The sequence below is a fragment of the Bradyrhizobium sp. UFLA05-112 genome (assembly GCF_053572325.1).
In genome coordinates, this window is the sequence record NZ_JBANBK010000007.1 from 1 (window position 1) to 22,133 (window position 22,133).

Consider the following 22,133-nt stretch of genomic DNA (forward strand, 5'->3'; position numbering starts at 1 on the left):
AGCCCGTCCCTGTCGCTCCAGATCGCGCGCATGGTCGAGGGCGTCCGCAAGGAAGAATTGCGGAAAGTACCTGGTGTTGCCGAGACGCTGGACTGGGCGGCCGCGCTCGTCGGCCTCGACATAAGTGATCTCCACGATGCGCCCGGAACCGTGCACGAAACGTTGATCTGCCTGTTGAAGACACATGAGGACCGCGCGCGTGTCACGCGCGAGGTGACGGAGCGCCTGCTCGGGAGGGTCGCATGAGCTGCTGCGGCGCAAGCCCGGAGTTCGATGATCTCAACGAGGTCTCCCGACTTATCTCCGCAAGGCTGGCGGCTTTCCTGCGCACCTTGCGTGACGCCGGCTTTCGGGTCGGGCTTGCGGAAGGGCAGGATGCCGCGGCGCTGATGTCGGCGGGCTATGCTGCGCGTCCGCGCCTCTTGCGCTCCGCGTTCAAACATCTGTTTTCGGCGCGGAAGTCAGACTGGGACAAGTTTGACGGCCTGTTCGACGCATTCTGGCTTGGCAAGCGCGTGCGTTCGCGCTCGCGGACGGTTGGCTCGGCGCAGGGCGCGAGCAGCCCGTCAATCAAGAACTTGCAGGATAGGGCGATGGAACAGCGCGACGATCGCCCGCTGACCGATCAGATTCCGTCATCCGACGATGCGCCGGATGGGCGCGGCCGCGAGGGGCGGATGGAAGGCGCCTCACGCGCGGAGAGCCTTGCCGAAGTCGACTTCCGCAAACTCAGAGACCCCGACCAGATCGCGCAGGCACATGAGGCCGCGGCGCAGCTCGCAAAAGTGATGCGCACGCGGCTAACGCGGCGCGATCTCGCGCGGCGGCGCGGCTACCGACTCGACCTTCGTCGCACCATCCACCGCAATATCAGCCATGGCGGCGTGCCGATCAGCCTGGTGAGGAGGCAGCGCAAGGACAAGCCGCTGCGGCTTGTTGTTCTACTCGATACGTCTGGCTCGATGAGCGCCTACACATCCGTGTTCCTGCGCTTCATCCACGGCGTGCTCGACGAATTCCACGAGGCCGAGGCGTTTTTGTTCCACACGCGCCTCGCCTACGTCTCCGACGCGCTGAAGGAGAAGGATGCGGGCCGCGCGCTCGACCGCCTCTCGATCATGGCGCAGGGCGCGGGCGGCGGCACGAAGATCGGCGAGAGCCTGCAAAGCTTCAACCGCTGGCACGCGCAGCGCGTGATCCATTCGCGCAGTTGCGTGATGATTGTGTCCGACGGCTACGAGACCGGCGATGCCGTATTGCTCGGACGGGAAATGGCCGCGTTGTCGCGGCGATGCCGGCGCATCGTCTGGCTCAATCCGATGATGGCGTGGGAGGGCTATGCGCCGGAGGCGAGGGGCATCAAGGCCGCGCTGCCCTATGTCGATCTCTACGCGCCCGCCAACACGCTGCAAAGCCTGCGCGCGCTCGAACCCTACCTGGCGAAGCTCTGACGGAGGCGACCAAATGATCAGTAACGCGACAGCGAATGTCGAAGTGCTGGATCTCGTCGCGCAGATGAAAGCCGCCGAGCATGCCTTCGTGCTTGCGACTGTGGTGCGCACCGTGTCTGTCACGGCAGCCAAAGCCGGCGCGAAGGCGATCATTGCGGCCGATGGCCGTATCGTCGCGGGCTGGATCGGCGGTGGCTGCGCCCGGGGCGCGGTGCTGAAAGCAGCGCGCGAGGCACTCGCCGACGGCGTGCCGCGCATGGTCTCGGTGCTGCCGGAGAATCTGCTCGCCGAGCTTGGCGTCAGCTCGGGCGAGAGCCGCGACGGCATCCGCTTTGCCAGCAATATGTGCCCGAGCAAGGGCACCATGGACATATTCGTCGAGCCGGTGCTGCCGCATCCCTCGCTCGTCATTCTCGGCGCGAGCCCGGTGGCGCTGTCGCTCGCGGCGCAAGCGCGCATGCTCGGCTTTCACGTCACGCTGGCGGCGCCATCGGCCGACCTGTCGTCGCAACCCGACGTGGACACGCTCATCGACGGTTACAGCGTGGGCGAATTGACCGAGGCAAAACGCTTCGTCGTGGTCTCGACGCAAGGCAAAGGCGACGAGGTCGCGCTGCGCGCCGCGGTCGCAACGGAGGCCGCCTATCATGCCTTCGTCGGCAGCCGCCGCAAGATGGCGGCGCTGCGCGCAAAACTGATCGCGGAAGGCGTCGACGCCGCCGCGATCGATCGCGTAAAGGCGCCGGCCGGACTCGATCTCGGCGCCATCACGCCGGAGGAGATCGCGATGTCGATCCTCGCCGAGATCACGCAAGCGCGCCGCCGCGGCCAGCGCGCCGCCACCTCGCTCACGGACAAGGAGAGGACCGACCATGCAGATGAACGACAGCCAGCGCATTCCCGCATCCCGTGACAAGGTCTGGGCGGCGCTCAACGATCCCGATCTGCTGAAGCAGTGCATCCCCGGCTGTCAGTCGCTGGAGGTGACCGGTCCAAACGAGATGACAGCGACCGTCGTCTTCAGGGTCGGCCCGGTGAAGGCAACCTTCGGCGGCAAGGTGACGCTCTCCGATCTTCGGCCACCGAACAGTTATCGCATTTCGGGTGAAGGCTCTGGCGGCGTCGCCGGCTTCGCCAAAGGCGGCGCCGTGGTGCGGCTGGAATCAGACGGCGCCGAGAGCACCGTGCTCCACTATGATGTCGACGCCCAGATCGGCGGCAAGCTCGCCCAACTTGGGGCGCGGCTGATCAACTCCACCGCGACCAAGCTCGCCGGCGAATTCTTCGCGTCATTTGCCGAGGTCGTCGGCGCGAAGGCTGGCGCAGACACCTCACTCACGCGATGGGCTGCTCAGGCTTGAGCAGCCGATAATGCAGGCGCGCGTAGCCGCCGAGCCATCTGACGGCGGCATTGAGCCCTAGCGCCAGCAAGGAAGCGAAGCCCACGCCGGTCGTGACCAGCGCGACGCCGGCAAGCCCGCGCAGGATCAGGTTGACGACCTGTCCGTCGCCCAAATGCTTGTAGACGCTAATCAGCAATCCGATGCCGACGATCCCGAGCACGAACATCACGAAAGCGATCACGAGCAGGATCAGCAGCACGGCGAGCAGCAACGGGAGCAACAGCAGGATATCGACCACGGCGAGGCCGCCAAGCGCGAACAGCGCGGCTGTCGAGTTGCGCAAGGAATGATGGTTCTCCCACCGGCGAAGCCCCGTCTCGGCGCGGAGCTCGCGCGCCAGCCGCCGGGGATCGCCGAGCGCGGAGGCGACCTCGTGCTCGACCCGGCCGGAGGCGCGCGCCTCCTCGAAATGGGCGGCGTAGTCGGCGAGGATGTCGTCGATCTCGGCACGGGGGAGCCCTGCGAGCCCGTCGCCGAGGATGTGCAGGAAATCGGCGCGGTTCATTTGGCGTCTCCGAGCAGCCGGTCCACGGCGTCCGAAAAGCTGCGCCATTCCCGCTTCTGCGCGGTGAAGGCGGCGCGGCCGGCGGCCGTCAGGCGGTAGTATTTGCGCGGCGGCCCGCTGCTGGATTCCTCGAGGCGGGTGTCGACCAGCCCGTCATCCTGCATCCGCCGCATCAGCGGATAGATCGTTCCTTCGCCCATGCCTACGCCGGCCGACAGCATGCTCGCGATCTCATAGGCATAGCTCTCGCCGCGCGCGAGTAGAGCGAGCACGCAGAGCTCCAGCGCACCCTTCTTGAGCTGAACCTGATTCGTCGAGTCGGCCATTTCCTCCTTGACTACACCGCTTTCAAAGAAGCTTATATAGCAAGGTACTATGTATTGCAAGGTACCTGTGTATACCCCATTCCGGAGAATGAACCCGTGACCCATCTCAATCGCCGCCATCTGCTGGCTGGTCTTGGCGCGAGCGTGGCTCTGCCACGGGCCATGCCTGCCATTGCCGCATCGTTCGATGCTGCCGAGCGCCTCTCCGGACTGGAGCGGGCCGGAAAGTTGCCCGGTTTGCACGCGTTTCTGGTGAGCCAAGGCGGCAAGCTCGTGTTCGAGCATTACGGTCAGGGCGAGGATGAGGCCTGGGACCGAGCGCTCGGCCATATCACTTTTGCACCGGATGTGCCGCACGATCTGCGCTCGGTCTCGAAGAGCATCGTCGGTCTCGCCTACGGCCTCGCGCTCGCCGAAGGCAAGGTGCCGCCGCCGGAGGCGAAGCTCTACGCGCAGTTTCCGGAATTTGCCGATCTTGCCGCACAGCCCGGCCGCGACAGGATCACGATCCATCATGTGCTGTCGATGACGCTGGGCTTCGAGTGGGATGAACTCACCATTCCCTATGGCGATCCGCGCAACAGCGAGATGGCGATGGAAGCCGCGGCGGATCGCTATCGGTTCGTCCTCGAGCGGCCGATCGTCGGCGAGCCGGGCGTGAAGTGGACCTATTGCGGCGGTGCCACGGCGTTGCTCGGCCGGCTCATCGCCAAGGGGACCGGCGAAGCCTTGCCGGCCTATTGCCGTCGCGTCCTGTTCGATCCGTTGGGCTTTGGCCCGTCCGACTGGAGCGTTGGCCGCGACGGCGAACCGCGTGCTGCGTCAGGGGCGCGTCTGTTGCCACGCGATCTCGTCAAGATCGGTCAACTCATGCTGGCGAACGGCAGCTGGAATGGAAAGTCCGTGGTTGCGGCGGATTGGGTGAAGCGCGTGACCACGCCTGTTGTTCAGACCAGGGTTGGCCGCGACTATGGCTATCAGTGGTACATGGGCGATTTCGCCACCGCGCGACCGTTGCACTGGTTCGGCGGTATCGGCTGGGGCGGCCAGTATCTGTATGTCATCCCGGCATGCGATCTCGCTGTGGTGATCCACTGCGGAAATTACAAGCGATCAGGCCAGGAGCAGGCCGCCGTGCTGGTTGCACTCTTGAGCGACGTCGTGTTGCCGGGCTTCACCTGATCACCCGAGGGACACGCCGGCCTTCGCCCGGCTGATGCCGAGGGTCAGGATGCGCTGCAGGAGGTCCGGATATTTGAGCCCGTCGTGCTGAGCTGCCGTGGCGAACTCCTGGCTCTTCGCGATTTCGGGATTTGGGTTTGCTTCGATGAAATACGGGGTGCCGTCGGCCGAGAGACGAAAATCGATGCGCGCGTATCCATCGAGTCCGAGCGCCCGATAGACGCGTTTCGCAGCTCGTTGAATGCGTGCGGTGACGTCGGGCGCCAGGTCTTTCGCTGGCCCGTCGACGATTCCGACGCGCTCCTGATAATCTGGATCGTGCTTGGCCTTTTCGGTAGCGATGTGCCGCGACCTGTGACCGCCCATGCTGCCGAATTTCAATTCCCAAACCGGTAGAACGCGCAAGCGGTTGTTGCCAAGCACGCCGACGTAGAGCTCCCGTCCCTCGATGAACTGCTCGGCGATGGCGGCGGTCTCGCTCCGATCGTGGATGAACGCTACCCGCTCGGCGAGCTTCTCGTCGGTATCGACGATCGATGCCTGAGAGATGCCGAAGGATCCATCGAGGTTCAGGCTCTTGACGATCAGCGGCAGCGCGAGACGAGCTGGCCGTTTGACCTTGCGGCGCATCGGGAAAACGGCGAAGGCCGGCACCGCGATCCGGCGATGATGCACCAGCGTCTTGGAAAGGTCCTTGCCGCGCGCCAGGATCAGGCCGCGAGGGTTGCAGCCGGTATAGGCGACCTTCATCAGCTCGAGATAGCTTGCGATGTGCTGGTCATATGCGACGTTGGAATGGAATTCTTCCAGCAACGTGAAGACCACGTGCGGCTTGAAGTCCTCGATCGCCACGCGCACTGGCTTGATTTCCTCCTGCGCACCGAGCGGGCGAACATCATGGCCGGCCGCGCGCAGCGTGCTCACGACGTCGTATTCAGTTTTCCACGCATTGATTTCCTGCGCCGTGTATCCGTCTGTGGTTTCCGGCGGCATGAAGTCCGGATGCATGAGCACGAGAATACGGAGGCGTCTCATAGCGCGATCCATTTGCGTCGTGATGGGCCGAACAGGGCGTGCATGGTCTTGGCGGTGACGAGCACGGTGAAGTCGAGAATGAGCTTCTGTTCAGCGCCAACCGCACGCAGATCGAGCTCGCGGCAGCGGGAAATCATGTCGTCAAGCACTGCGTCGAGCGTAAGCTGGTTCTCGCCCGTCCATCGCGCGACCAATTGCCTGATTTTTGCGCGATGCCGCCTGATCAGTACCGAAGCCGGCTTTGACGATTGATGCCGTGGGTCGGCGGAAAAGAGCCTTCGGAGGTCACGGTCGTAGGTCTTCGGCGGCGTGAAGGCGTAGAACGCCTGCTTCTTCTTGTAGTGGTCCTCCAGCGTCTCGCTGAGTCGACTCAGTGGATCGATGCGCTGCCGCGTTGTGATTGCCGGTCGCTGTCCCGCGATCTCGGCCATCAGCTCGTCGACATATTCGAGCTTCTTCAACGCCGGCCAACCGGCATATCGCGTCCGCCAGTTCGAACGCGGCCGCAGCCACACCGCAAAAGTTTCGGCGAAATCCTCGTCCGGATGGCTCTGCGCGTACCAGAGCCTAAGATGCTGGACGTAACGCCGGCTGGCCGGATTGGGTCGGTAGTAGCGCGGGTAGTGTTTCGATGAGGGGCCGAACAGCTGCTGCCAACGCCGGCGCCGCTGCAGCTGGTAGCCGTGCTGCACGGCATGGCCGGCCTCGTGTCGAAGGATGGCCATGCATTCGCGCCAGGTTCCGCCCTCGACGTCGAACATCATTTTCTTCTCGAGCTTCATCAGCCGGGGATGTGCGAGATAGAACGGGACGGCGATGCCTGGCACATCTGCCGGGCTAAACCATTCGCTCGATATCCATGCGTGTGGCCGCAGCCGGATGCCCCGCTCGTCGAGTTCCTCGTGAAGCGTGCCGACACAATCCTCAAGCCAGGTGCCTTCGACCGTCACCCTCAAACTGCTCAGGCGTTGCTGAAGCAACTGCTCATCCGACAGCTTTTCCCAAGCAAATTTCCGGCGTGGCATCAGGCATCCAGAAGGCAGCGATGACTCGGTATCTGGATGATGTCACGGGCCGCTGCGCGCAACAACCAATCTTCCAGGCGTGCGGCAGCTGCGTCAGTCCCAGACTGTAGATCGTAGGGTGGGCAAAAGCGAAGCGTGCCCATCGCTTGCATCGCAAAAGAAAAGGTGGGCACGGCGCTTCGCGCCTTTGCGCACCCTACGACGCCGTGTAGCGAAAATCAGTCGAACAGGCTCGACACCGATTCTTCCGCTGCGGTGCGCGCGATCGCATCCGAAATCAGGCTGGCGATCGGCAGCGTGCGGATGTTCGGAGACTTGATCACCGCATCCGTCGGCAGAATCGAGTCGGTGATCACCAGCTCTTTCAGCTTCGAGGAGGCGATGCGGGCGGCCGCGCCGCCGGAGAGGACGCCGTGGGTGATATAGGCGTAGACGTCCTTGGCGCCCTTGGCGATCAGCGCATCGGCCGCGTTCACCAGCGTGCCGCCGGAATCGACGATGTCGTCGACCAGGATGCAGGTGTAGCCGGCGACGTCGCCGATCACGTTCATGACCTCGGATTCACCGGGACGCTCGCGGCGCTTGTCGACGATCGCGAGCGGAGTGTTGATGCGCTTGGCAAGCCCACGCGCGCGCGCCACGCCGCCGACGTCGGGGGAGATCACCATCACCTTGGAGAGGTCGAACTTCTCCTTGATGTCGCGCACCATTAGCGGCGCCGCATAGAGATTGTCGGTCGGGATGTCGAAGAAGCCCTGGATCTGACCGGCATGCAGATCGAGCGTCATGACGCGGTCGACGCCGGCTTGGGTGATCAGGTTCGCGACCAGCTTGGCCGAGATCGGCGTGCGCGAACCCGATTTACGGTCCTGCCGCGCGTAGCCGAAATAGGGCAGCACCGCGGTGATGCGGCGCGCCGACGACCGGCGCAGCGCGTCGGTGATGATCAGGAGTTCCATCAGATGGTCGTTCGCGGGGAACGAGGTCGATTGGATGATGAAGGCGTCCGAGCCGCGGACGTTCTCCTGGATCTCGACGAAGATCTCCATGTCGGCGAAGCGTCGTACCACCGCTTTCGTCAGCGGCAGGTCCAGACCTTGCGCGATCGCTTGCGCGAGCGCCGGATTGGAGTTGCCGGCAACCAGCTTGATTGAGCCGTTTTTGGCCGACATGATCGCTTCCTCCCGCGCCTTGCTGGACACGACGTTCAACATCTCGGATACCCATGGAGCACGGTTTCGACGGGCGAGCAAATATCAGGCCCAAGGCCGCACTGGCAACCCGGGATGCTACGATATCCCGTCGAAAATCCTGAGTCCGGCCAACGCTTTGGCCGGTAGTTGGGATGAGGGTTTAGCGCTGGTTATCGGTCAGCATAGCCAAGCGCCGCGGCAGGCATCTCGGCGTTCTCTGAGGTCGGCGACATGCTTGCCACCGCGGGGCCCCGCAGGTCCGGGGCGGTCGTCGGCGCATCAGACGGGGTCCCGTTGATCATGTTGGAAAGTCCGCTGAATCCAGCCTGCGCGATCTTCCGCAGGACCATGTCGTCGGCGGCCGACCAGGGGTCGCGGCCGGCCTTGCCGCCAGGTTCCTCACCGGACAGGCGCAGCGCCCGCTGCTGGCTGGCATCATAGACGTCCCAGACCCAGGCGATCATGGTTTTGCCGCGGACGACCTGAGCCGAGAGATAGCTGCGCACACGGTAGGCAGACGTGCCTTCGCGCGAGACCACCGTCAGGCTGCGCAGCTTCGATTCGCTGTCGAGCACGCCGACCATGCGGTCGAACACCTGCGGCGGCGGCCCGTCGATGGATTCGAAGGCCACCGTTGTCCCGCTGCCGCCACTCGGCGGCGCCATCGCATAGGAGTTGCTCGCCGCCCCGCCGCCGGCACAGCCACCAAGCGCACACGATGCCGCCAGCAGCATGGCCGCCAGCGCGCGCGTGCCCGCGCGGCGCAATAATGATGACGCTTCCCACATTATGGAGGGCAGCGATATCGTTAAAATGCATTAACGTCTAGGGCGAGGGAGCCACAGGTCACCGCCATTCCGGGGCTGGTGAAGCACATGTTGCCGTTGTGTTCACGCTTCGAGCGCGATCGCGTGGATGTGGCGGCCGTAGTCCGGCTCCTTGCGATGCACCGAGCGGCGATAGCTGAAGAACCGCTCGTCGGCATAGGTGTCGAGGCCGAGATCGTCGATCATCAGGATGCCGGCGGCCTCCAGCCGCATCCGGATGAAGCCTGCGAGATCGAACATCGCGTGGCCTTCGCGCACCGAGGGAATGAAGAATACCGCGTTGTCCGCGTCTGTCTCGATGAAGCGCGCGACGAACTCGTTGCCGACTTCATAGCTCTCCTGGCGGATCAGGGGCCCGATCGCAGCGATGATGCGGCCGCGCTCGGCACCGAGCTTTTCCATCGCCGAGATCGTGGACTCCAGCACGCCCGTCAGTGCGCCCTTCCAGCCGGCATGTGCGCCGCCGATCACCCGCGCGTTCGGATCGACGAAGAGCACCGGCCCGCAATCCGCTGTGGAGACGCCGAGCGCGAGGCCGGGCGTGCGCGTAACCATCGCATCGCCTTTCGGCCGCGGACCGCTCGGCCAGGCGCCATCGGCGACGAGCACGTCGGGCGAGTGGATCTGGTGCAGGCTGATGAAACGTTCAGGCCGAACGCCGACATGCTCGGCCATGCGGCGGCGGTTCTCCGCAACAAGGGCCGGATCGTCATTGGAGCCGAGGCCGCCGTTGAGCGCGGCATAGATGCCGCTGGAGACGCCGCCCTCGCGGGTGAAGAAGGCATGGCGCAGGCCGGGCACGGCCGAGAGCAGCGAGGAGCCAAGGGTCGTGCCAAGCGTCATGATGCGTCGTCGCCTTCCTCAACAGGGTCGAAGGCCGCGAGCGAGGTGAGCCGCGGCTCGGAGATGGCGAGCACCTTGAACATCGAGCCCATGCCGCCGCGGCCGGTATCGGTCAGTCGCTTCAGCGCTGCGGCGATGTCGGCGGAGACGTCTGGCGTCGCCTTTTGCATCAGTGCCGCCGCACGAGTGTCGACGCCGAGGCGCTTCAAGAACTCGCCCTGCGTCACCGGGCCATGGACGCGGGCGCCGACGTCCTCGGCGGCGCGCGACAGCGCCTGGAAGTCGACATGGGCGGTGACGTCGGCCTGGCCCGGCGCCTTCAGGGGATCGGCAAAGGTGTGGCGCGCGATCGCCTGAAAGGTGTCGCCGGCATCGCTGCGCAGGTGGCCGTAGTCGACAATCAGCGCCGCGCCGTCCTGGTCGCGCACGCGGCTCGCGAGCTTCATGATCTCGGCATCCGGCCGCCATTCGAACACCGCGCCGACGGGCGCTGCCCGCACCAACGGCGGTAGCAGCACGTCGAAGCGCGGGGTCGGATCAGCGGCGGCGCCGAACTGAAGCTTGCCGCTCGCATCGACATCGACGACGCGCTCGTGCCAGCCGCTTTCGCGCTTCACCATCTGGTGGATCGGCAGCACGTCGAAATATTCGTTGGCGAGGATGATCGAAGGGCCTTCGGGCACGTCGTCGATCCTGTCGTGCCACGTGATGTTGCGCACGCTCGACAGCGTCGCCTTCTGCCGCTCGCGCAGCACGGGATTGACGTCGACCATGTGGACCTGGAGCGCCTGGTAGAGCGGCGGCAGCACCCGGAGCGCGCGCAGCGCGTCCGCCATCATGGTGCCGCGGCCGGGCCCGAGCTCGATCAGCCGCAACAGTTGCGGCGAGCCCATCTGCTTCCACACCGACGCCGTCCATAACCCCAGAAGCTCGCCGAACATCTGGCTGACTTCCGGCGCGGTGGTGAAGTCGCCTTCACGCCCGAGCGGATCGCGCGAGATGTAGTAGCCGTGAAGCGGGTGCATCAGGCACAGCTCCATGTACCTCCACACCGGCATCGGGCCGGAGGATTTGATCAGCGCCTTGATCTCGTTCAGCAGCGGCGAGTCGGTCACAGCCTGTGTTCTCGAAATGAATTAACGAATGGCTTGAAGCGGTTTGGGCGTACCGCGCCGCACTGCAAATACAATAAGGATGGCGCCGACGATAAGCATGGGGATCGACAACAGCATGCCCATGGTTAACCCGCCCCACAAAAATCCGAGCTGTGCGTCCGGCTCGCGAAAATGCTCGCCGATAATTCGGGTGAGGCCGTAGATCAGGACGAAGCTGCCGAGGATCATCCCCGGCCGTTTCAAGGCGCCGAGACGGATCATCACCGCGAGCACGGTGAACAGCAGAATGCCTTCCATGCCGGCTTCATAGAGCTGGCTCGGATGGCGCGGGATGTTGCCGCCGGTCGGAAAGATCATCGCCCAGGGCAGGCTGGGATCGGCAGCGCGGCCCCACAGCTCGCCATTGATGAAATTGGCGAGCCGCCCCAGGAACAGGCCGATCGGCCCCACGGCGGTCGTGATGTCGCCGAGCGACAGGATCGAGATGCCGTTCCGGCGCGCAAACCACATCACCGCGACGACGCAGCCTAGGAAGCCGCCATGGAAGGACATGCCGCCTTCCCACAATTTGAGGATCGCCGAGGGGTGCTCGATGAAGAAAGGCAGGTTGTAGAACAGCACATAGCCGGTGCGGCCGCCCAGGATGATGCCGAGTGTCACCCAGAGAATGAAATCGTCGAGCTGGACCAGTGAGATCGGAGCGGGTCCAGCCCAGAGTTTCTCCTTTTTCAGGAGTGAGCGTGCGTAGAGCCAGCCGATCACGATCCCGCCGATATAGGCGAGCGCATACCAGCGGATGGCGAACGGCCCGATCGCAATCGCGATCGGATCGAAGGAGGGGAAGTTGATCAGAAGAAGCGGCATCGCGCCTTGGTTCTAGAAGGTGAAGGTCGGTATGTAACGGAGACGGAGGTGCGCTCCCTCCCCCGCTCGCGGGGAGGGTGGGGGAGAGGGTGCTTCCGCCGAAAGATTCCCAGCGAGGATAGAGCTCTCACCCGGCGCGGTGCGCCGACCTCTCCCGCAAGCGGGAGAGGTGAAGAGAGATCGTGGCCGCACCGATCCATTCCGTTCACTCGAGATTGCGGCGATAGAGCGCCAGCAGACGCTCCCAGTGTCGCTCGGCGGCGTCGCGGTGATAGACCGGACGCTTGGGGAAGGCGAAGCCGTGATGGGTGCCCGGATAGATCTCGACCTCTGCCTTCGCGCCTTCCACGGCCGCCTTCACCTTGTCGATGATCTCCTGCGGTGCGTAGATGTCGGTCTCGGCGCAGGCGAAATAGAGCTCGGCCTTGGTCTTGCTCGCCGCGAGATGCGGGCTGTTGGATTCGTCCGTCGCCAGATGCGTGCCATAGATCGAGGCGGCAGCCTTTACACGATCGGCAAAATGCGTGGCGGCGTTGATGGCGTAGCGGCCGCTCATGCAATAGCCGACGGTGCCGACCAGCTTGGTGTTGGCGGCTGCCTGGCCTTCGGCATAGGCGAGCAGCGCGCGCGTGTCGTCCATGATCGCGGGGATGTTGATCGAGTTCATCAGCTCGTACATGCGCTTGCGTTCCGGCGCATTCGGATCCGGCGGCACCGGCCCGATTTCCATCACGCCAGAGCGGTAATAGAGATTCGGCAGCATCACGTAGTAGCCGGACGTACCGAGCCTGCGCGCCATGTCGCGCAGCTCCTCGCGGATCGCCGGCGCATCCATGTAGAAGATGATGACGGGAAACGGGCCGCCGCGCTCGGGATGGGTGATGAAGGTGGTGGTCGAGCCGTCCTTGGTCGGGATCTCGATCTGCTGGTCGATCATGGTCTCGCGCTTTGCTTTCTGAGTCTTGTTATGCCCAGCCAATCAGTACGATTGCAAGGAAACCAGGGCATGACAAGGACGCGTCAGATGTGCCTGCGGGCCCTTGATCGGCCGTGCCCGGATTGCCATTGTCTTTCCGAGTTCAGTTCGCGCAAGGATATCCGGAGATCGCCATGACCCAGACCACCAACCGGTTTTTCGACGAGATCGGACGTCTCATGAATGACGCCGCCGGTGCCGCCCAGGGCGTCAAGCGCGAGTTCGACACGGTCATGCGCACCCAGGCCGAGAAATTCCTGCGCGACATGGACCTCGTGAAGCGCGAGGAGTTCGAGGCGGTCAAGGACATGGCGCGCCTCGCCCGCGAGGAGAATGAGGCCCTGAAAACCCGGATCGCGGCGCTGGAGGCCAAGCTCGGCGGAACGCCGGCGTCTTAACTGGCTTCGTTCCGGGGCAGGACCGAACCCGGAACCTCGAGATTCCGGGTTCGCTCGCTGTCGCGAGCGCCCCGGAATAACAGTGTACTCGGATGCCCATTCTCCTTGTCATTTCCGCAGCTTCCGGCTAAAAGCCCACCACGTCCGCAGCCCCCGCACCCCTGGAGGCTTGCTGCGGCGACAGCCATGGGCCGCGTTGCGGCCCATTAACTTTTGCAAAAACAAGGACTTAACGTTATGGCGACCGTCAAGGAATTGAAGGCGACCGCACGTCCGAAGAGCGGCAAGGGGGCCGCCCGGGCAGAGCGTCGCGCCGGGAGAGTGCCCGGAGTGATCTATGGTAACAACCAGCCCCCGCTCCCGATCTCGGTTGACGATCGCGAACTGCGCCAGCGCATCCTCGCCGGCCGGTTCCTCACCACGCTTGTCGACATTGACCTCGAAGGTAAGAAGCATCGCGTGATTCCGCGCGACTTCCACCTCGACCCGGTCAAGGACTTCCCGATCCATGTCGACTTCATGCGTCTCGGCGAAGGCGCCACCATCCGCATCAGCGTGCCGCTGCATGTCGTGAAGGCCGAAGGCTCGCCCGGCGTGAAGCGCGGCGGTACCGTCAACATCGTCGCGCACGCGATCGAGCTTGAGTGCGGTGTCGAGAACATTCCGCAGTACGTCGAGGCAGACGTCGGCACGCTCGAAATCGGTCACTCGCTCCATCTGTCGGACATCAAGCTGCCGACCGGTGTCAAGGCGCTGACCCGCGAGGACGCGACTCTCGTCACCATCGTGCCGCCGTCCGGCTACGCCGAAGAGCAGAAGGCGGCGGCTGCGGCTGCGGCCGGTGCTGCGGCTCCGGGTGCTGCGCCTGCAGCGGCTCCGGCGGCTGGTGCGGCGGCTCCGGCAGCGGGTGCTGCCCCGGCAGCGGCTGCGAAGGCTCCCGCTGGCGGCGACAAGAAGAAGTAATCTTTTGGAGAGCTGGCGCGCGGCTTCTCACCGCGCGCCAGGCGAGGGGCGCGCCGCGTCATGCGACTCTTTGTTGGGCTCGGCAATCCCGGCGCGAGATACGCACGCAACCGGCACAATATCGGCTTCATGGCCGTCGACGAGATCGCGCGGCGTCATGGTTTTGCACCATGGCGCCGCAGATTTCAGGGCGAGACCTCCGAAGGCACGCTCGGGACTGAGCGTGTCATGCTGCTCAAGCCAACGACCTACATGAACGAGTCGGGCCGCGCCGTGCAGGAAGCCTCGAGCTTCTTCAAGATCGCGCACGGGGACGTCACCGTGTTCCAGGACGAGCTCGAGCTGCCGCCGGGCAAGGTGCGGGTGAAGATCGGCGGCGGCATCGCTGGCCATAATGGTCTGCGCTCGATCTCGGCGCATATCGGCAACGAGTATCGCCGGGTGCGGCTTGGCATCGGTCATCCCGGCGTCAAGGCGATGGTCCACAGTTATGTGCTGGCTGACTTCGCCAAGGCCGACGACGAATGGGTGACGACGCTGTGCGACGCCGTTGCCGAGCACGCCGCCCTGCTCGCCAAAGGCGCGGACGCGACATTCGCCAACAAGGTGCATCTCGCCATGCAGGCGAAGGGATTCTTGACCAAGGACGACAATAGCAAAGAGTAGGGTGGGTTAGCCCGGCCACGTTGGCCCAAGCTTCAACGAGCAACGGCAGAAGGCGTAACCCACCATGCCACGGCTACAAGAGTTGGTGGGTTACGCTTCGCTAACCCACCCTACGCACTGCGTTAGAGGACACGATGGGATTCAAATGCGGGATTGTCGGGTTGCCCAATGTCGGCAAGTCGACCTTGTTCAATGCGCTGACGGAGACGGCGGCGGCGCAGGCGGCGAACTATCCGTTCTGCACCATCGAGCCGAACGTCGGCGAGGTCGCTGTGCCGGATCCGCGGCTCGACAAGCTGTCGGCGATCGCGAAATCCGCGCAAATCATCCCGACGCGTCTGACCTTCGTCGATATTGCCGGCCTGGTGCGCGGCGCTTCCAAGGGCGAAGGCCTCGGCAACCAGTTTTTGGCCAATATCCGCGAGGTCGATGCGATCGCGCATGTCGTGCGCTGCTTTGAAGATTCCGACATCACCCATGTCGAGGGCAAGATCGCCCCGCTTGCCGACATCGAGACCATCGAGACCGAGCTGATGCTCGCCGATCTCGACAGCCTCGAGAAGCGCGTCGACAACCTCACCAAGAAGGCCAAGGGCAACGACAAGGACGCCAAGGAGCAGCTCGACCTCGTCAACCGCACGCTGGTGCTGCTGCGCGACGGCAAGCCGGCGCGCCTTGTCGAGCGCAAGGCCGAGGAAGAGCGCGCCTTTTCGATGCTCGGCCTCTTGTCGTCGAAGCCCGTGCTCTATGTCTGCAACGTCGAGGAAGGCTCGGCCGCCACCGGCAACGCCTTCTCCAAGGCAGTCGAGGAGCAGGCTGCGAAGGAGGGCGCCGTCGCCGTCGTCATCTCCGCCAAGATCGAATCCGAGATCGCGACGCTATCGCGCGAAGAGCGCGTCGACTTCCTGGAGACGCTGGGTCTCGAAGAAGCCGGCCTCGATCGCCTGATCCGTGCCGGCTACACCCTGCTCGACCTCATTACCTATTTCACGGTGGGGCCGAAGGAAGCGCGCGCCTGGACCATCCATCGCGGCACCAAGGCGCCGGCGGCGGCCGGTGTCATCCACACCGATTTCGAGAAGGGTTTCATCCGCGCCGAGACCATCGCCTATGACGACTACGTCGCGCTCAATGGCGAAGCCGGCGCCCGCGATGCCGGCAAGCTGCGCCTCGAAGGCAAGGACTACACCGTCGCCGACGGCGACGTGATGCATTTCAGGTTTAATACGTAGACGAAGATCGCGCTTGCGTAGGCAAAGGCGCGCGGCCTGCGCGCCGTGCCCACCATCTCTCCGGGAATGCGGCAGAAGAGGTGGGCACGCTTGGCTTTGCCCACCCTGCGATTCCGTCCTCACCGCACCCCGCCCTGCTCGCGGATGGCGCCGAGATGCTCGTTGATGCGGAAGACGATCAGGATGAACTCCGCGACGATGCGCGAGAACACGATGCCGACGATGACGCTCGCAATCGACGAGAGCACCACCAGAAATCCGCCGAACGGGCTGATCGCCATTGCTGCGAGCCCTGAGAAGATGCCGGAGATGCCAAACAGGCAGATCAGCGCGATCACCAGCCAGTAAAAGGTCTTGATGATGGTCGGCGTGATGAAGCGGTCCCACTGAAACAGGTCGCTGAACGTGAACATTCTCTCTCCCCCGGCAAATCGGACCTGACCCGCGTCGATCCGACTCAAGGCAGGCAAGCCCTGCCGCATCGAATGTAGCACGAGCCATGCGGGCGGGCGGGTTGAGATTGCCGCAAAGTGCGGCCACAATCTGTCATCCCTGCTGATCTCACCAAGATGACCCTGACCTTCGAAGACTTTCCCACCGGCCGTTTCGGTACGTTCGGCCCGCGCCATGTCAGCCGCGACGAGATCTTGGCCTTTGCCGCCGAGTTCGATCCGCAGCCGATGCACCTCGACGAGGAGGCTGCCAGCAAAAGCATGCTCAAGGGCCTGTCCGGCTCGGGCTGGCATCTGTGCTCGCTGATGATGCGGATGATGGCCGACGGCTTCATCACCCGCGCGGCCTCGCTCGGCTCGCCCGGCGTTGACGAGGTACGCTGGCTCTCGCCGTTGCGCCCGGGCGACGAACTGACCCTCGATGTCGACGTCGTGGAGGCGCGGGCCTCGAAGAGCCGGCCCGAGCTCGGCATCGTCAAGTTCAAATGCACCGCGCGCAACGCAAGAGGCGAAGCATTATGTGAAATGACCTCGCCGATCCTGATCAAGCGGCGCGAAGGGCTTAAGTGATGCGGTTCTTCGAAGACATATCGATCGGCCTGCGCCGCGAGATCGGCTCGTACACCTTCACCGCGGAAGCCATCAAGACATTCGCCGCGAAATTCGATCCGCAGCGTTTCCACCTCGACGAGGAAGAGGGCAAGAACTCGCTGTTCGGCGGGCTTGCTGCGTCCGGCTGGCATGTTGGCTCCGCCTGCATGAGCCTGCTCGTCGCCGACGGCCAGCGCCTTGCGAAGGAAGCTGCCGCACGCGGCGAGAAGATTGCGGTGTGGGGCCCGTCACCAGGCTTTCGTGACCTGCGCTGGATCAAGCCGGTGCTCGCCGGCGATACCGTGAGCTTCGTCAGCGAAGTTACCGACAAGCGCGTCTCCGCCTCGCGCCCCGGCTGGGGCATCCTGCAAGGCATCACGACCGGTACCAACCAGCGCGGCGAACAGGTGTATGCGATCGCCACGACGGCCTTCGTGCCGATGCGCGGGCAGGTCGGTTAGACCAGTTCCATTCTGAACGACCAAAATGCGCTGCAAGTGTTGCCCGCGCGCTATGGACGGGATTGGCGCCCACTGCCATAAGCCTCGCATGCGGTTCGTCGCGAAGCATTTCGCGGAACCATTGATTTGCTAACCAATTGTGAACCTGTCGCTGTCTATTTGAACCAACGGGATAGAGGACAGGGGACGAGGACCATGGCAGACCGCGGCGCACTCAAGCTGGTCGGATTCATCTTCGCCACCGCAACGCTCGCAGTGATGCTGATTGCCGGCATGGTGGTGCGAGGCTATGCCGATGGCGGCTATACGCTCGAAGCTTCGACCGTCGCGGCCGACCGCTAACCGTTCATTAACCCATCACATCGCCGGCGCGAGGCGATGCCGTTCATCGGCTGTAGACCAGCGCCAGGATCACGATCGCGACCACCAGCAGTCCGACGAAGCGCAGCATGATCGTGCCGAACTGCGTCGGCGCGGGGCGCAGCGGAATGGGGTCCGTGTTTTCGGGCCGAATGCTTTCCATTTGAAACTTTGTCCCTGCTAAGCCCCGCTAAGGGGGCCGGCAAATGCGGTCCGCGCTAGGCTTTGGTCGCAGCAAGGCAGTGGAAAGTTCAAATCAAGATTTCGCAGGTGGTGGCTGCAAAGCTTGCCACATTCGTGGTCGTGATGCCCTGCGCAGGCTTTCGCGGGTGATGACGCCTGCAATTGGGATGCATCTTCCAGAAGTAAAACCGCCGCACTCCCGGGGGGACGCGGCGGTCAAACGTTGCGTTACGGCGATCAGCTGTTGCGCAAGCCGTCGGCGGCGCGTTTCCACTGCGCGACGTTATCGGAGATCATGCGAGTCGACTTCATCGCGGCCTGGCTGAGCTGGGCGTAGCCGGAGATCTCGCGCTGGACGCGCTGGCCTTCGGCATGCAGCAGGTCGCGCAGGCTCTCGAGCTCGGAGATCAGGTTCTCGATCTCGGCGAGCGAAGTGCCGGCGACGCGCTGGATCAGCGAGTTGACGTTGGTGACGGTCGCTTCCGCCGACGAATCGAGCGCCGGCTCGCTGCCCGCGGCCGGGCGGCGCAGATAGGCGATGTCGTTGCGCACGAAGTCGCGGATGCCGGCCTCGACCTCAGTGACCGCGGCGAGGTTGCTGTCCGTGACCTCGGTCTCAGTTGATTCAATCTTTTCCGAACGAATGGCGTTCATCGTTGTTTCCCTGTTCGCGTTGGGCGCAGCGCGAGTGTCCCCCGCACGACGACGTCTGTAAGGCGGGACGCATCAGGGCGTCTGATTTTGACCGCATATGGGCCGAGATGCGGCAAGGATCGACCATTCGGCGGCTTTGCCGTGGCGGCGCTTCGTCTTCCGCAGGCGGGGAGACGAAGCCATCACCAGCTCTTCTTGAACCCAGCCGTCAGGCTCTTGTTCGTGGTGCCCTGCGCGGTCTCGCCGACGGAGCCGGAGACGGTGACGTTGTCGAACAACTTCTGTTCGGCGCCAACCTTGCGCAGCCATTTGTCGTCTGATGTCGACATGGTCTGGCCGGCGATGATGCTCGTGCCGGTCTCGCCGAAGGTGACCTTGGCGGACTGGTCGGTCTCGTAATTGCGGGTGGTGCGGCCGGCGATGCCCGGAATCGGCGTCGTGCCCTGCTGGTTGACGCTGTAGCCGTTCTGCAGCGTCAGGGAATGCTCGTCCGATAACGGCACCGATTTGCTGAGAGAGGCGCCGAGCCTGCTGTTTTCGGCGCCGGGATCGACGCGGGCTTCCACGGCGGTCTTGTCCCAGATCGCGCCCGCGCCCGGTGCGGTCGCCGTGGCCCAGGCGCTGCCGGAGGATTGCGGCACGCTGCCGCCATTGGCGGCCTTCTCCGCCAGAAGCTCGGACATCGTGGTGGGCTCGCGCGCCACCGTCATGTCGGCGCCGACCTGGGTATTCCAAAACGGGGTGATCGATTGCTTCACCGTCACCGCCGATGTCCCGTTGGCGCGCCGGTCGTTCGACCAGTTCGGCTCGCCATTGGCCGCCTGCGCGCGCTTCTTCGCCGCCATCAGCTCATTGAGCGTGGCGGCGTCGATGTTGAGCTGGCTCCAGTCGAGCTTGTCGACGTCGATGCCTTTCAGCACGTCGGGATCGTTGACGTCGGCCGTTTCCTCGGCCTCCTCGGGCGCGGCGGCGGCCTGGTCGGGCTGCATCGGGACGATCTGCGCCGGCACCACCGTCATGGATGCCAACATGAACGCGGCCGCCAGCATCGGCAGCCTGGTCCAGCCAAACCCTGTCGAGAATTCCATCGTCCTGCCCGCAAGCCCACCGCATGATCGGGAAAACTGTGCGGGGTTTTCCGACACGATCATGCGATTCATTCCGCATCCACGATGCGGAGATATCGTCGCAAAATTGTGGCGGCAAGGCTTGAAGGACAAGGGGAGGGCGAAACGTCACATCAAAGGGAAGACCAACGGGCCGCGCGCAAAAGCGCACGCCCGGCGACATGGCGACTAGCGGAACGACCCAGCGGGGCTGGTGGCCAGGCGCTCACGCGCGCGTCGTCGGGCCCGGGAGAGACGGGACCCGTTGGTGCCCTCACCCCAACCGGCTCATCTTCGGCAGATGAATGGGACGGCCGAGCGCCTGCTCGACGAGATCGAAGGTGTCGACCAGCACGCGCATGCTGAGCAGCCTGCCGGCCTTGAACTGCGCGAACTGCGCCACCCGCAGCGAGATCGGCTTGTCGGAATCGAGCGCCGTGAGCGAATAGCGCAGCATGGACGAGGCGGAATCCACGCCCAGCATGATGGTCTCGCGGTCGAAACGGCGGACGCGGAAATTGTCCGCGATCTGACGTATGACGTCGAGCACGGCCTCCTTGCCGTGGCGGGCGCCGAGGAAGGGAAACATGTCGATCGGGCCGTAGATCGCCCAGTCGACGTCCTCGTCGATCAGGGTCTCCAGATCCTCAAAGTGCCGGTCGTTGATCGCGCCATGCAACGCGCGCGAGAAACGCCAGAGACTGTGCTCTGTCATTTGGGTCGTTCCTGAAACTGGCTGCAAAAAAACGGAAAACAACCCCATGCACAGTAGGCGCCGCGGGGTTGCCGAATTCATTTGTAGGCAAACAAATAGGCGCGATTTGCGAAAACGCAATTCACGTTTTTGCAATGCGCAATTGAACGCGCTTTGTGAAATTTACAATAGAACCCCGTAATTTACCGGTCGGTCCGGGCGACGGGTTCCCGCTCGACCGCGATCGCGTCATCGCGCATCGCAAGCAGGCCGAACAGCACGGCGCCGGCGATTCCGCCGATCCCGGCCCCCAGGGGCATGAAGGTGAAGAACACCAGCATGCCGCTATAGCCCTCGAAATTCGTGGTCTTGAAGATTTCGACCCAGGCGAGTCCGGCCCCGATGCCGAGCGCGGCTCCGGCCAGCGACCCCAGAAACAACCCCAAAACGGCAAGCAACGCGATTTTCATCGGCCCGCATTCAGTTAGCCGGCGTCCACAACGCCCCGAGATGGGTCTGGGCAAAAAGAAGGGAGGTTCAATGGGAGTTCCGCCCTGCCCGCTGCAGTGTGAGCGAAGCGCCCGCACATGCGATGTCGTCCTGGCGAAAGCCGGCTTTCGCGAGGACGACCTTGAGGAGACAGCGCGCTACCCCTCGATCCGCTCGCCCACGATCAGCGGAGCGATCTCACGCTCGAGCACCTGCTGCACCAGATCATAGGAATCGATGATCTCGCGGATCTCTGATACGAGCCCGTCGCGCAAGCGATAGAATACGGCCATGTCGAACTGCACGATGCGCTCGTTGGTGCGCTTCCTGAAGAAGGCGCGCAAGTATGTCGCGACCTCTTCGCCGTCGGAGACGACATGCGCCGCCTCGTAGCGGATTTCGGAGTAGCGCGACCACACCGTCTGCCAGAGTTTTCGCAGCTCGGCCTTGCCGTGCCGCGGCACCATGTGCGGCAGCACGTCGATCGGCACGTGGGTGAGGAAGTCGACGTCGTCGGTGCAGCACGCCAGCGCGGCATCGAGGTCGCCGCGCGCAAAAGTCTCGAGGAGATGCAGCACGCGCTGCCTGTTCAAACTCTCAACCGTCATTCTCCGCCCGCCCTCGTTGGCCCGCGCATAGCAAAACTATCGCGGCCCGCCCAACACCAGCAATCCGCAAAAACACCGGGGATTACAGGGGTTTTGACGCGGCGGCGCAATATCAGGTTCGTGACATGCAATTGCAAATTGTGTGACTATTTTCCTGCAAGGATTTCTGGTGCGGGATGCGCCTCTGCGATGACGTGACAGACGTGGTGGGCGGCGCCTGGTGCCATGCCGATGGTTCAGGGAACTCCGGCGCCGCTGCGTTCGTTGGAAAGGCGACATCGAACCCGGAGGCACAAGTCCATGAAATTCCCGCTTCTCATCCTCGCCGCCACGCTCTCGCTCGTCGTGCCGCCGGCCGCCAACGCCAAGGGCTGCATCAAGGGCGCCGTTGTCGGTGGCGTCGCCGGTCACTATGCGGGCCATCACGGCGTGCTCGGCGCCGCGGCCGGCTGCCTCTACGGCCGGCATCATGCCAAGGAGCAGGAGAAGCAGCAGCAACAGAGCCAGGTGAACGGGCAGGGCAAGCTGTAG

General features: G+C 64.0%; 30 protein-coding genes and 1 pseudogene. 14 read left to right on the forward strand and 17 right to left on the reverse strand.

Going from position 1 to position 22,133, the window contains the following annotated elements:
* The 4 genes and pseudogenes from SO180_RS05695 to SO180_RS05710 form a co-directional block, all read left to right on the forward strand.
* Nucleotides 1-246: pseudogene (locus SO180_RS05695) on the forward strand (AAA family ATPase); the annotation flags it as partial.
* On the forward strand, nucleotides 243-1,451 hold the full coding sequence (locus tag SO180_RS05700; RefSeq protein ID WP_449377842.1) for a vWA domain-containing protein: 1,209 nt from the start codon (nucleotides 243-245) through the stop codon (nucleotides 1,449-1,451). The pseudogene SO180_RS05695 and the gene SO180_RS05700, both read left to right, overlap by 4 nt.
* Nucleotides 1,452-1,464: 13 nt before the next feature.
* Nucleotides 1,465-2,364, forward strand: a complete 900-nt coding sequence (locus SO180_RS05705) for an XdhC family protein (protein WP_449377843.1) — start codon at nucleotides 1,465-1,467, stop codon at nucleotides 2,362-2,364.
* Complete coding sequence (locus SO180_RS05710) at nucleotides 2,324-2,812, forward strand: SRPBCC family protein (protein ID WP_449377844.1); 489 nt, start codon at nucleotides 2,324-2,326, stop codon at nucleotides 2,810-2,812. The genes SO180_RS05705 and SO180_RS05710 overlap by 41 nt, the downstream gene beginning before the upstream one ends.
* Here SO180_RS05710 and SO180_RS05715 read toward each other — a convergent pair.
* Together SO180_RS05715 and SO180_RS05720 are read right to left on the reverse strand one after the other, a co-directional pair.
* Nucleotides 2,787-3,359, reverse strand: coding sequence for a DUF1700 domain-containing protein (locus SO180_RS05715; protein ID WP_449377845.1), 573 nt, complete (start codon nucleotides 3,357-3,359; stop codon nucleotides 2,787-2,789). The two genes, SO180_RS05710 and SO180_RS05715, sit on opposite strands and share 26 nt — an antisense overlap.
* Nucleotides 3,356-3,685: a PadR family transcriptional regulator gene (locus SO180_RS05720; protein ID WP_449377846.1), complete on the reverse strand. Its 330-nt coding sequence runs from the start codon at nucleotides 3,683-3,685 to the stop codon at nucleotides 3,356-3,358. The genes SO180_RS05715 and SO180_RS05720 overlap by 4 nt, the downstream gene beginning before the upstream one ends.
* 96 nt (nucleotides 3,686-3,781) lie before the next feature.
* Between SO180_RS05720 and SO180_RS05725 the strand changes: the two genes are divergently transcribed.
* On the forward strand, nucleotides 3,782-4,867 hold the full coding sequence (locus SO180_RS05725) for a serine hydrolase domain-containing protein (RefSeq protein ID WP_449377847.1): 1,086 nt from the start codon (nucleotides 3,782-3,784) through the stop codon (nucleotides 4,865-4,867).
* Here SO180_RS05725 and SO180_RS05730 read toward each other — a convergent pair whose 3' ends face one another.
* The 8 genes from SO180_RS05730 to SO180_RS05765 all read right to left on the reverse strand — a co-directional run bounded on the left by SO180_RS05730 (nucleotide 4,868) and on the right by SO180_RS05765 (nucleotide 12,706).
* Nucleotides 4,868-5,902, reverse strand: a complete 1,035-nt coding sequence (locus SO180_RS05730; protein WP_449377848.1) for a D-alanine--D-alanine ligase family protein — start codon at nucleotides 5,900-5,902, stop codon at nucleotides 4,868-4,870. It lies immediately after the preceding gene.
* Complete coding sequence (locus tag SO180_RS05735; RefSeq protein ID WP_449377849.1) at nucleotides 5,899-6,927, reverse strand: putative zinc-binding metallopeptidase; 1,029 nt, start codon at nucleotides 6,925-6,927, stop codon at nucleotides 5,899-5,901. The genes SO180_RS05730 and SO180_RS05735 overlap by 4 nt, the downstream gene beginning before the upstream one ends.
* A 218-nt stretch (nucleotides 6,928-7,145) precedes the next feature.
* Nucleotides 7,146-8,099 (reverse strand): ribose-phosphate pyrophosphokinase, encoded by a 954-nt coding sequence (locus tag SO180_RS05740; protein ID WP_449377850.1) that lies wholly within the window; start codon nucleotides 8,097-8,099, stop codon nucleotides 7,146-7,148.
* Between the two features lie 191 nt (nucleotides 8,100-8,290).
* Nucleotides 8,291-8,908: a hypothetical protein gene (locus SO180_RS05745; protein ID WP_449377851.1), complete on the reverse strand. Its 618-nt coding sequence runs from the start codon at nucleotides 8,906-8,908 to the stop codon at nucleotides 8,291-8,293.
* A gap of 102 nt (nucleotides 8,909-9,010) precedes the next feature.
* Nucleotides 9,011-9,790: a peptidoglycan editing factor PgeF gene (gene pgeF, locus SO180_RS05750; RefSeq protein WP_449377852.1), complete on the reverse strand. Its 780-nt coding sequence runs from the start codon at nucleotides 9,788-9,790 to the stop codon at nucleotides 9,011-9,013.
* On the reverse strand, nucleotides 9,787-10,905 hold the full coding sequence (locus SO180_RS05755; RefSeq protein ID WP_449377853.1) for a class I SAM-dependent methyltransferase: 1,119 nt from the start codon (nucleotides 10,903-10,905) through the stop codon (nucleotides 9,787-9,789). Before SO180_RS05755 ends, pgeF begins: the two co-directional genes overlap by 4 nt.
* A 21-nt stretch (nucleotides 10,906-10,926) precedes the next feature.
* A complete protein-coding gene (gene lgt / locus SO180_RS05760; protein ID WP_449377854.1) occupies nucleotides 10,927-11,769 on the reverse strand; it encodes a prolipoprotein diacylglyceryl transferase in 843 nt (280 codons plus the stop codon).
* A 205-nt stretch (nucleotides 11,770-11,974) separates the two neighbouring features.
* Entirely contained in the window at nucleotides 11,975-12,706 is a 732-nt protein-coding gene (locus SO180_RS05765; RefSeq protein WP_449377855.1) for a dienelactone hydrolase family protein, read from the reverse strand.
* 173 nt (nucleotides 12,707-12,879) lie between these two features.
* Between SO180_RS05765 and SO180_RS05770 the strand changes: the two genes are divergently transcribed.
* From SO180_RS05770 to ychF, 4 genes are all read left to right on the forward strand, one after another.
* Nucleotides 12,880-13,143, forward strand: a complete 264-nt coding sequence (locus tag SO180_RS05770; protein WP_449377856.1) for an accessory factor UbiK family protein — start codon at nucleotides 12,880-12,882, stop codon at nucleotides 13,141-13,143.
* Between the two features lie 237 nt (nucleotides 13,144-13,380).
* On the forward strand, nucleotides 13,381-14,106 hold the full coding sequence (locus tag SO180_RS05775; RefSeq protein WP_449377857.1) for a 50S ribosomal protein L25/general stress protein Ctc: 726 nt from the start codon (nucleotides 13,381-13,383) through the stop codon (nucleotides 14,104-14,106).
* Between the two features lie 60 nt (nucleotides 14,107-14,166).
* Nucleotides 14,167-14,772 (forward strand): aminoacyl-tRNA hydrolase, encoded by a 606-nt coding sequence (gene pth, locus SO180_RS05780; RefSeq protein ID WP_449377858.1) that lies wholly within the window; start codon nucleotides 14,167-14,169, stop codon nucleotides 14,770-14,772.
* A 134-nt stretch (nucleotides 14,773-14,906) separates the two neighbouring features.
* The gene (ychF, locus tag SO180_RS05785; protein WP_449377859.1) at nucleotides 14,907-16,004 is read left to right on the forward strand and encodes a redox-regulated ATPase YchF; all 1,098 of its coding nucleotides are present in this window, start codon (nucleotides 14,907-14,909) and stop codon (nucleotides 16,002-16,004) included.
* 119 nt (nucleotides 16,005-16,123) lie between these two features.
* Here the strand turns inward: ychF and SO180_RS05790 are convergent, their stop codons facing one another.
* The gene (locus tag SO180_RS05790; protein WP_449377860.1) at nucleotides 16,124-16,417 is read right to left on the reverse strand and encodes a DUF4282 domain-containing protein; all 294 of its coding nucleotides are present in this window, start codon (nucleotides 16,415-16,417) and stop codon (nucleotides 16,124-16,126) included.
* 156 nt (nucleotides 16,418-16,573) lie between these two features.
* On the opposite strand from SO180_RS05790, the gene SO180_RS05795 reads away from it, so the two are divergent.
* The 3 genes from SO180_RS05795 (at nucleotide 16,574) to SO180_RS05805 (ending at nucleotide 17,850) form a co-directional block, all read left to right on the forward strand.
* Nucleotides 16,574-17,026: a MaoC family dehydratase gene (locus tag SO180_RS05795; protein WP_254098346.1), complete on the forward strand. Its 453-nt coding sequence runs from the start codon at nucleotides 16,574-16,576 to the stop codon at nucleotides 17,024-17,026.
* Nucleotides 17,026-17,508: a MaoC family dehydratase gene (locus SO180_RS05800; protein ID WP_449377861.1), complete on the forward strand. Its 483-nt coding sequence runs from the start codon at nucleotides 17,026-17,028 to the stop codon at nucleotides 17,506-17,508. Before SO180_RS05795 ends, SO180_RS05800 begins: the two co-directional genes overlap by 1 nt.
* A gap of 195 nt (nucleotides 17,509-17,703) precedes the next feature.
* Nucleotides 17,704-17,850: a hypothetical protein gene (locus SO180_RS05805; RefSeq protein WP_027523110.1), complete on the forward strand. Its 147-nt coding sequence runs from the start codon at nucleotides 17,704-17,706 to the stop codon at nucleotides 17,848-17,850.
* 43 nt (nucleotides 17,851-17,893) lie between these two features.
* Here SO180_RS05805 and SO180_RS05810 read toward each other — a convergent pair whose 3' ends face one another.
* From SO180_RS05810 to SO180_RS05820, 3 genes are all read right to left on the reverse strand, one after another.
* Nucleotides 17,894-18,031 carry a hypothetical protein gene (locus SO180_RS05810; protein WP_449377862.1) on the reverse strand — a complete coding sequence of 46 codons (138 nt, stop codon included), beginning with the start codon at nucleotides 18,029-18,031 and terminating at the stop codon, nucleotides 17,894-17,896.
* 257 nt (nucleotides 18,032-18,288) lie between these two features.
* Nucleotides 18,289-18,705 carry a hypothetical protein gene (locus SO180_RS05815; protein ID WP_449377863.1) on the reverse strand — a complete coding sequence of 139 codons (417 nt, stop codon included), beginning with the start codon at nucleotides 18,703-18,705 and terminating at the stop codon, nucleotides 18,289-18,291.
* Between the two features lie 182 nt (nucleotides 18,706-18,887).
* Nucleotides 18,888-19,793 (reverse strand): hypothetical protein, encoded by a 906-nt coding sequence (locus SO180_RS05820; RefSeq protein ID WP_449377986.1) that lies wholly within the window; start codon nucleotides 19,791-19,793, stop codon nucleotides 18,888-18,890.
* Here SO180_RS05820 and SO180_RS05825 point away from each other — a divergent pair.
* On the forward strand, nucleotides 19,735-20,004 hold the full coding sequence (locus SO180_RS05825; RefSeq protein ID WP_449377991.1) for a hypothetical protein: 270 nt from the start codon (nucleotides 19,735-19,737) through the stop codon (nucleotides 20,002-20,004). The genes SO180_RS05820 and SO180_RS05825 overlap by 59 nt on opposite strands.
* A gap of 81 nt (nucleotides 20,005-20,085) precedes the next feature.
* Here SO180_RS05825 and SO180_RS05830 read toward each other — a convergent pair whose 3' ends face one another.
* The 3 genes from SO180_RS05830 to SO180_RS05840 form a co-directional block, all read right to left on the reverse strand.
* Nucleotides 20,086-20,526 (reverse strand): nuclear transport factor 2 family protein, encoded by a 441-nt coding sequence (locus SO180_RS05830; protein WP_449377864.1) that lies wholly within the window; start codon nucleotides 20,524-20,526, stop codon nucleotides 20,086-20,088.
* A 182-nt stretch (nucleotides 20,527-20,708) separates the two neighbouring features.
* Nucleotides 20,709-20,975, reverse strand: coding sequence for a hypothetical protein (locus SO180_RS05835; RefSeq protein ID WP_449377865.1), 267 nt, complete (start codon nucleotides 20,973-20,975; stop codon nucleotides 20,709-20,711).
* Nucleotides 20,976-21,152: 177 nt separating this feature from the next.
* Nucleotides 21,153-21,602, reverse strand: a complete 450-nt coding sequence (locus SO180_RS05840; RefSeq protein WP_449377866.1) for a nuclear transport factor 2 family protein — start codon at nucleotides 21,600-21,602, stop codon at nucleotides 21,153-21,155.
* Nucleotides 21,603-21,902: 300 nt separating this feature from the next.
* Between SO180_RS05840 and SO180_RS05845 the strand changes: the two genes are divergently transcribed.
* Nucleotides 21,903-22,133: a hypothetical protein gene (locus tag SO180_RS05845; RefSeq protein WP_449377867.1), complete on the forward strand. Its 231-nt coding sequence runs from the start codon at nucleotides 21,903-21,905 to the stop codon at nucleotides 22,131-22,133.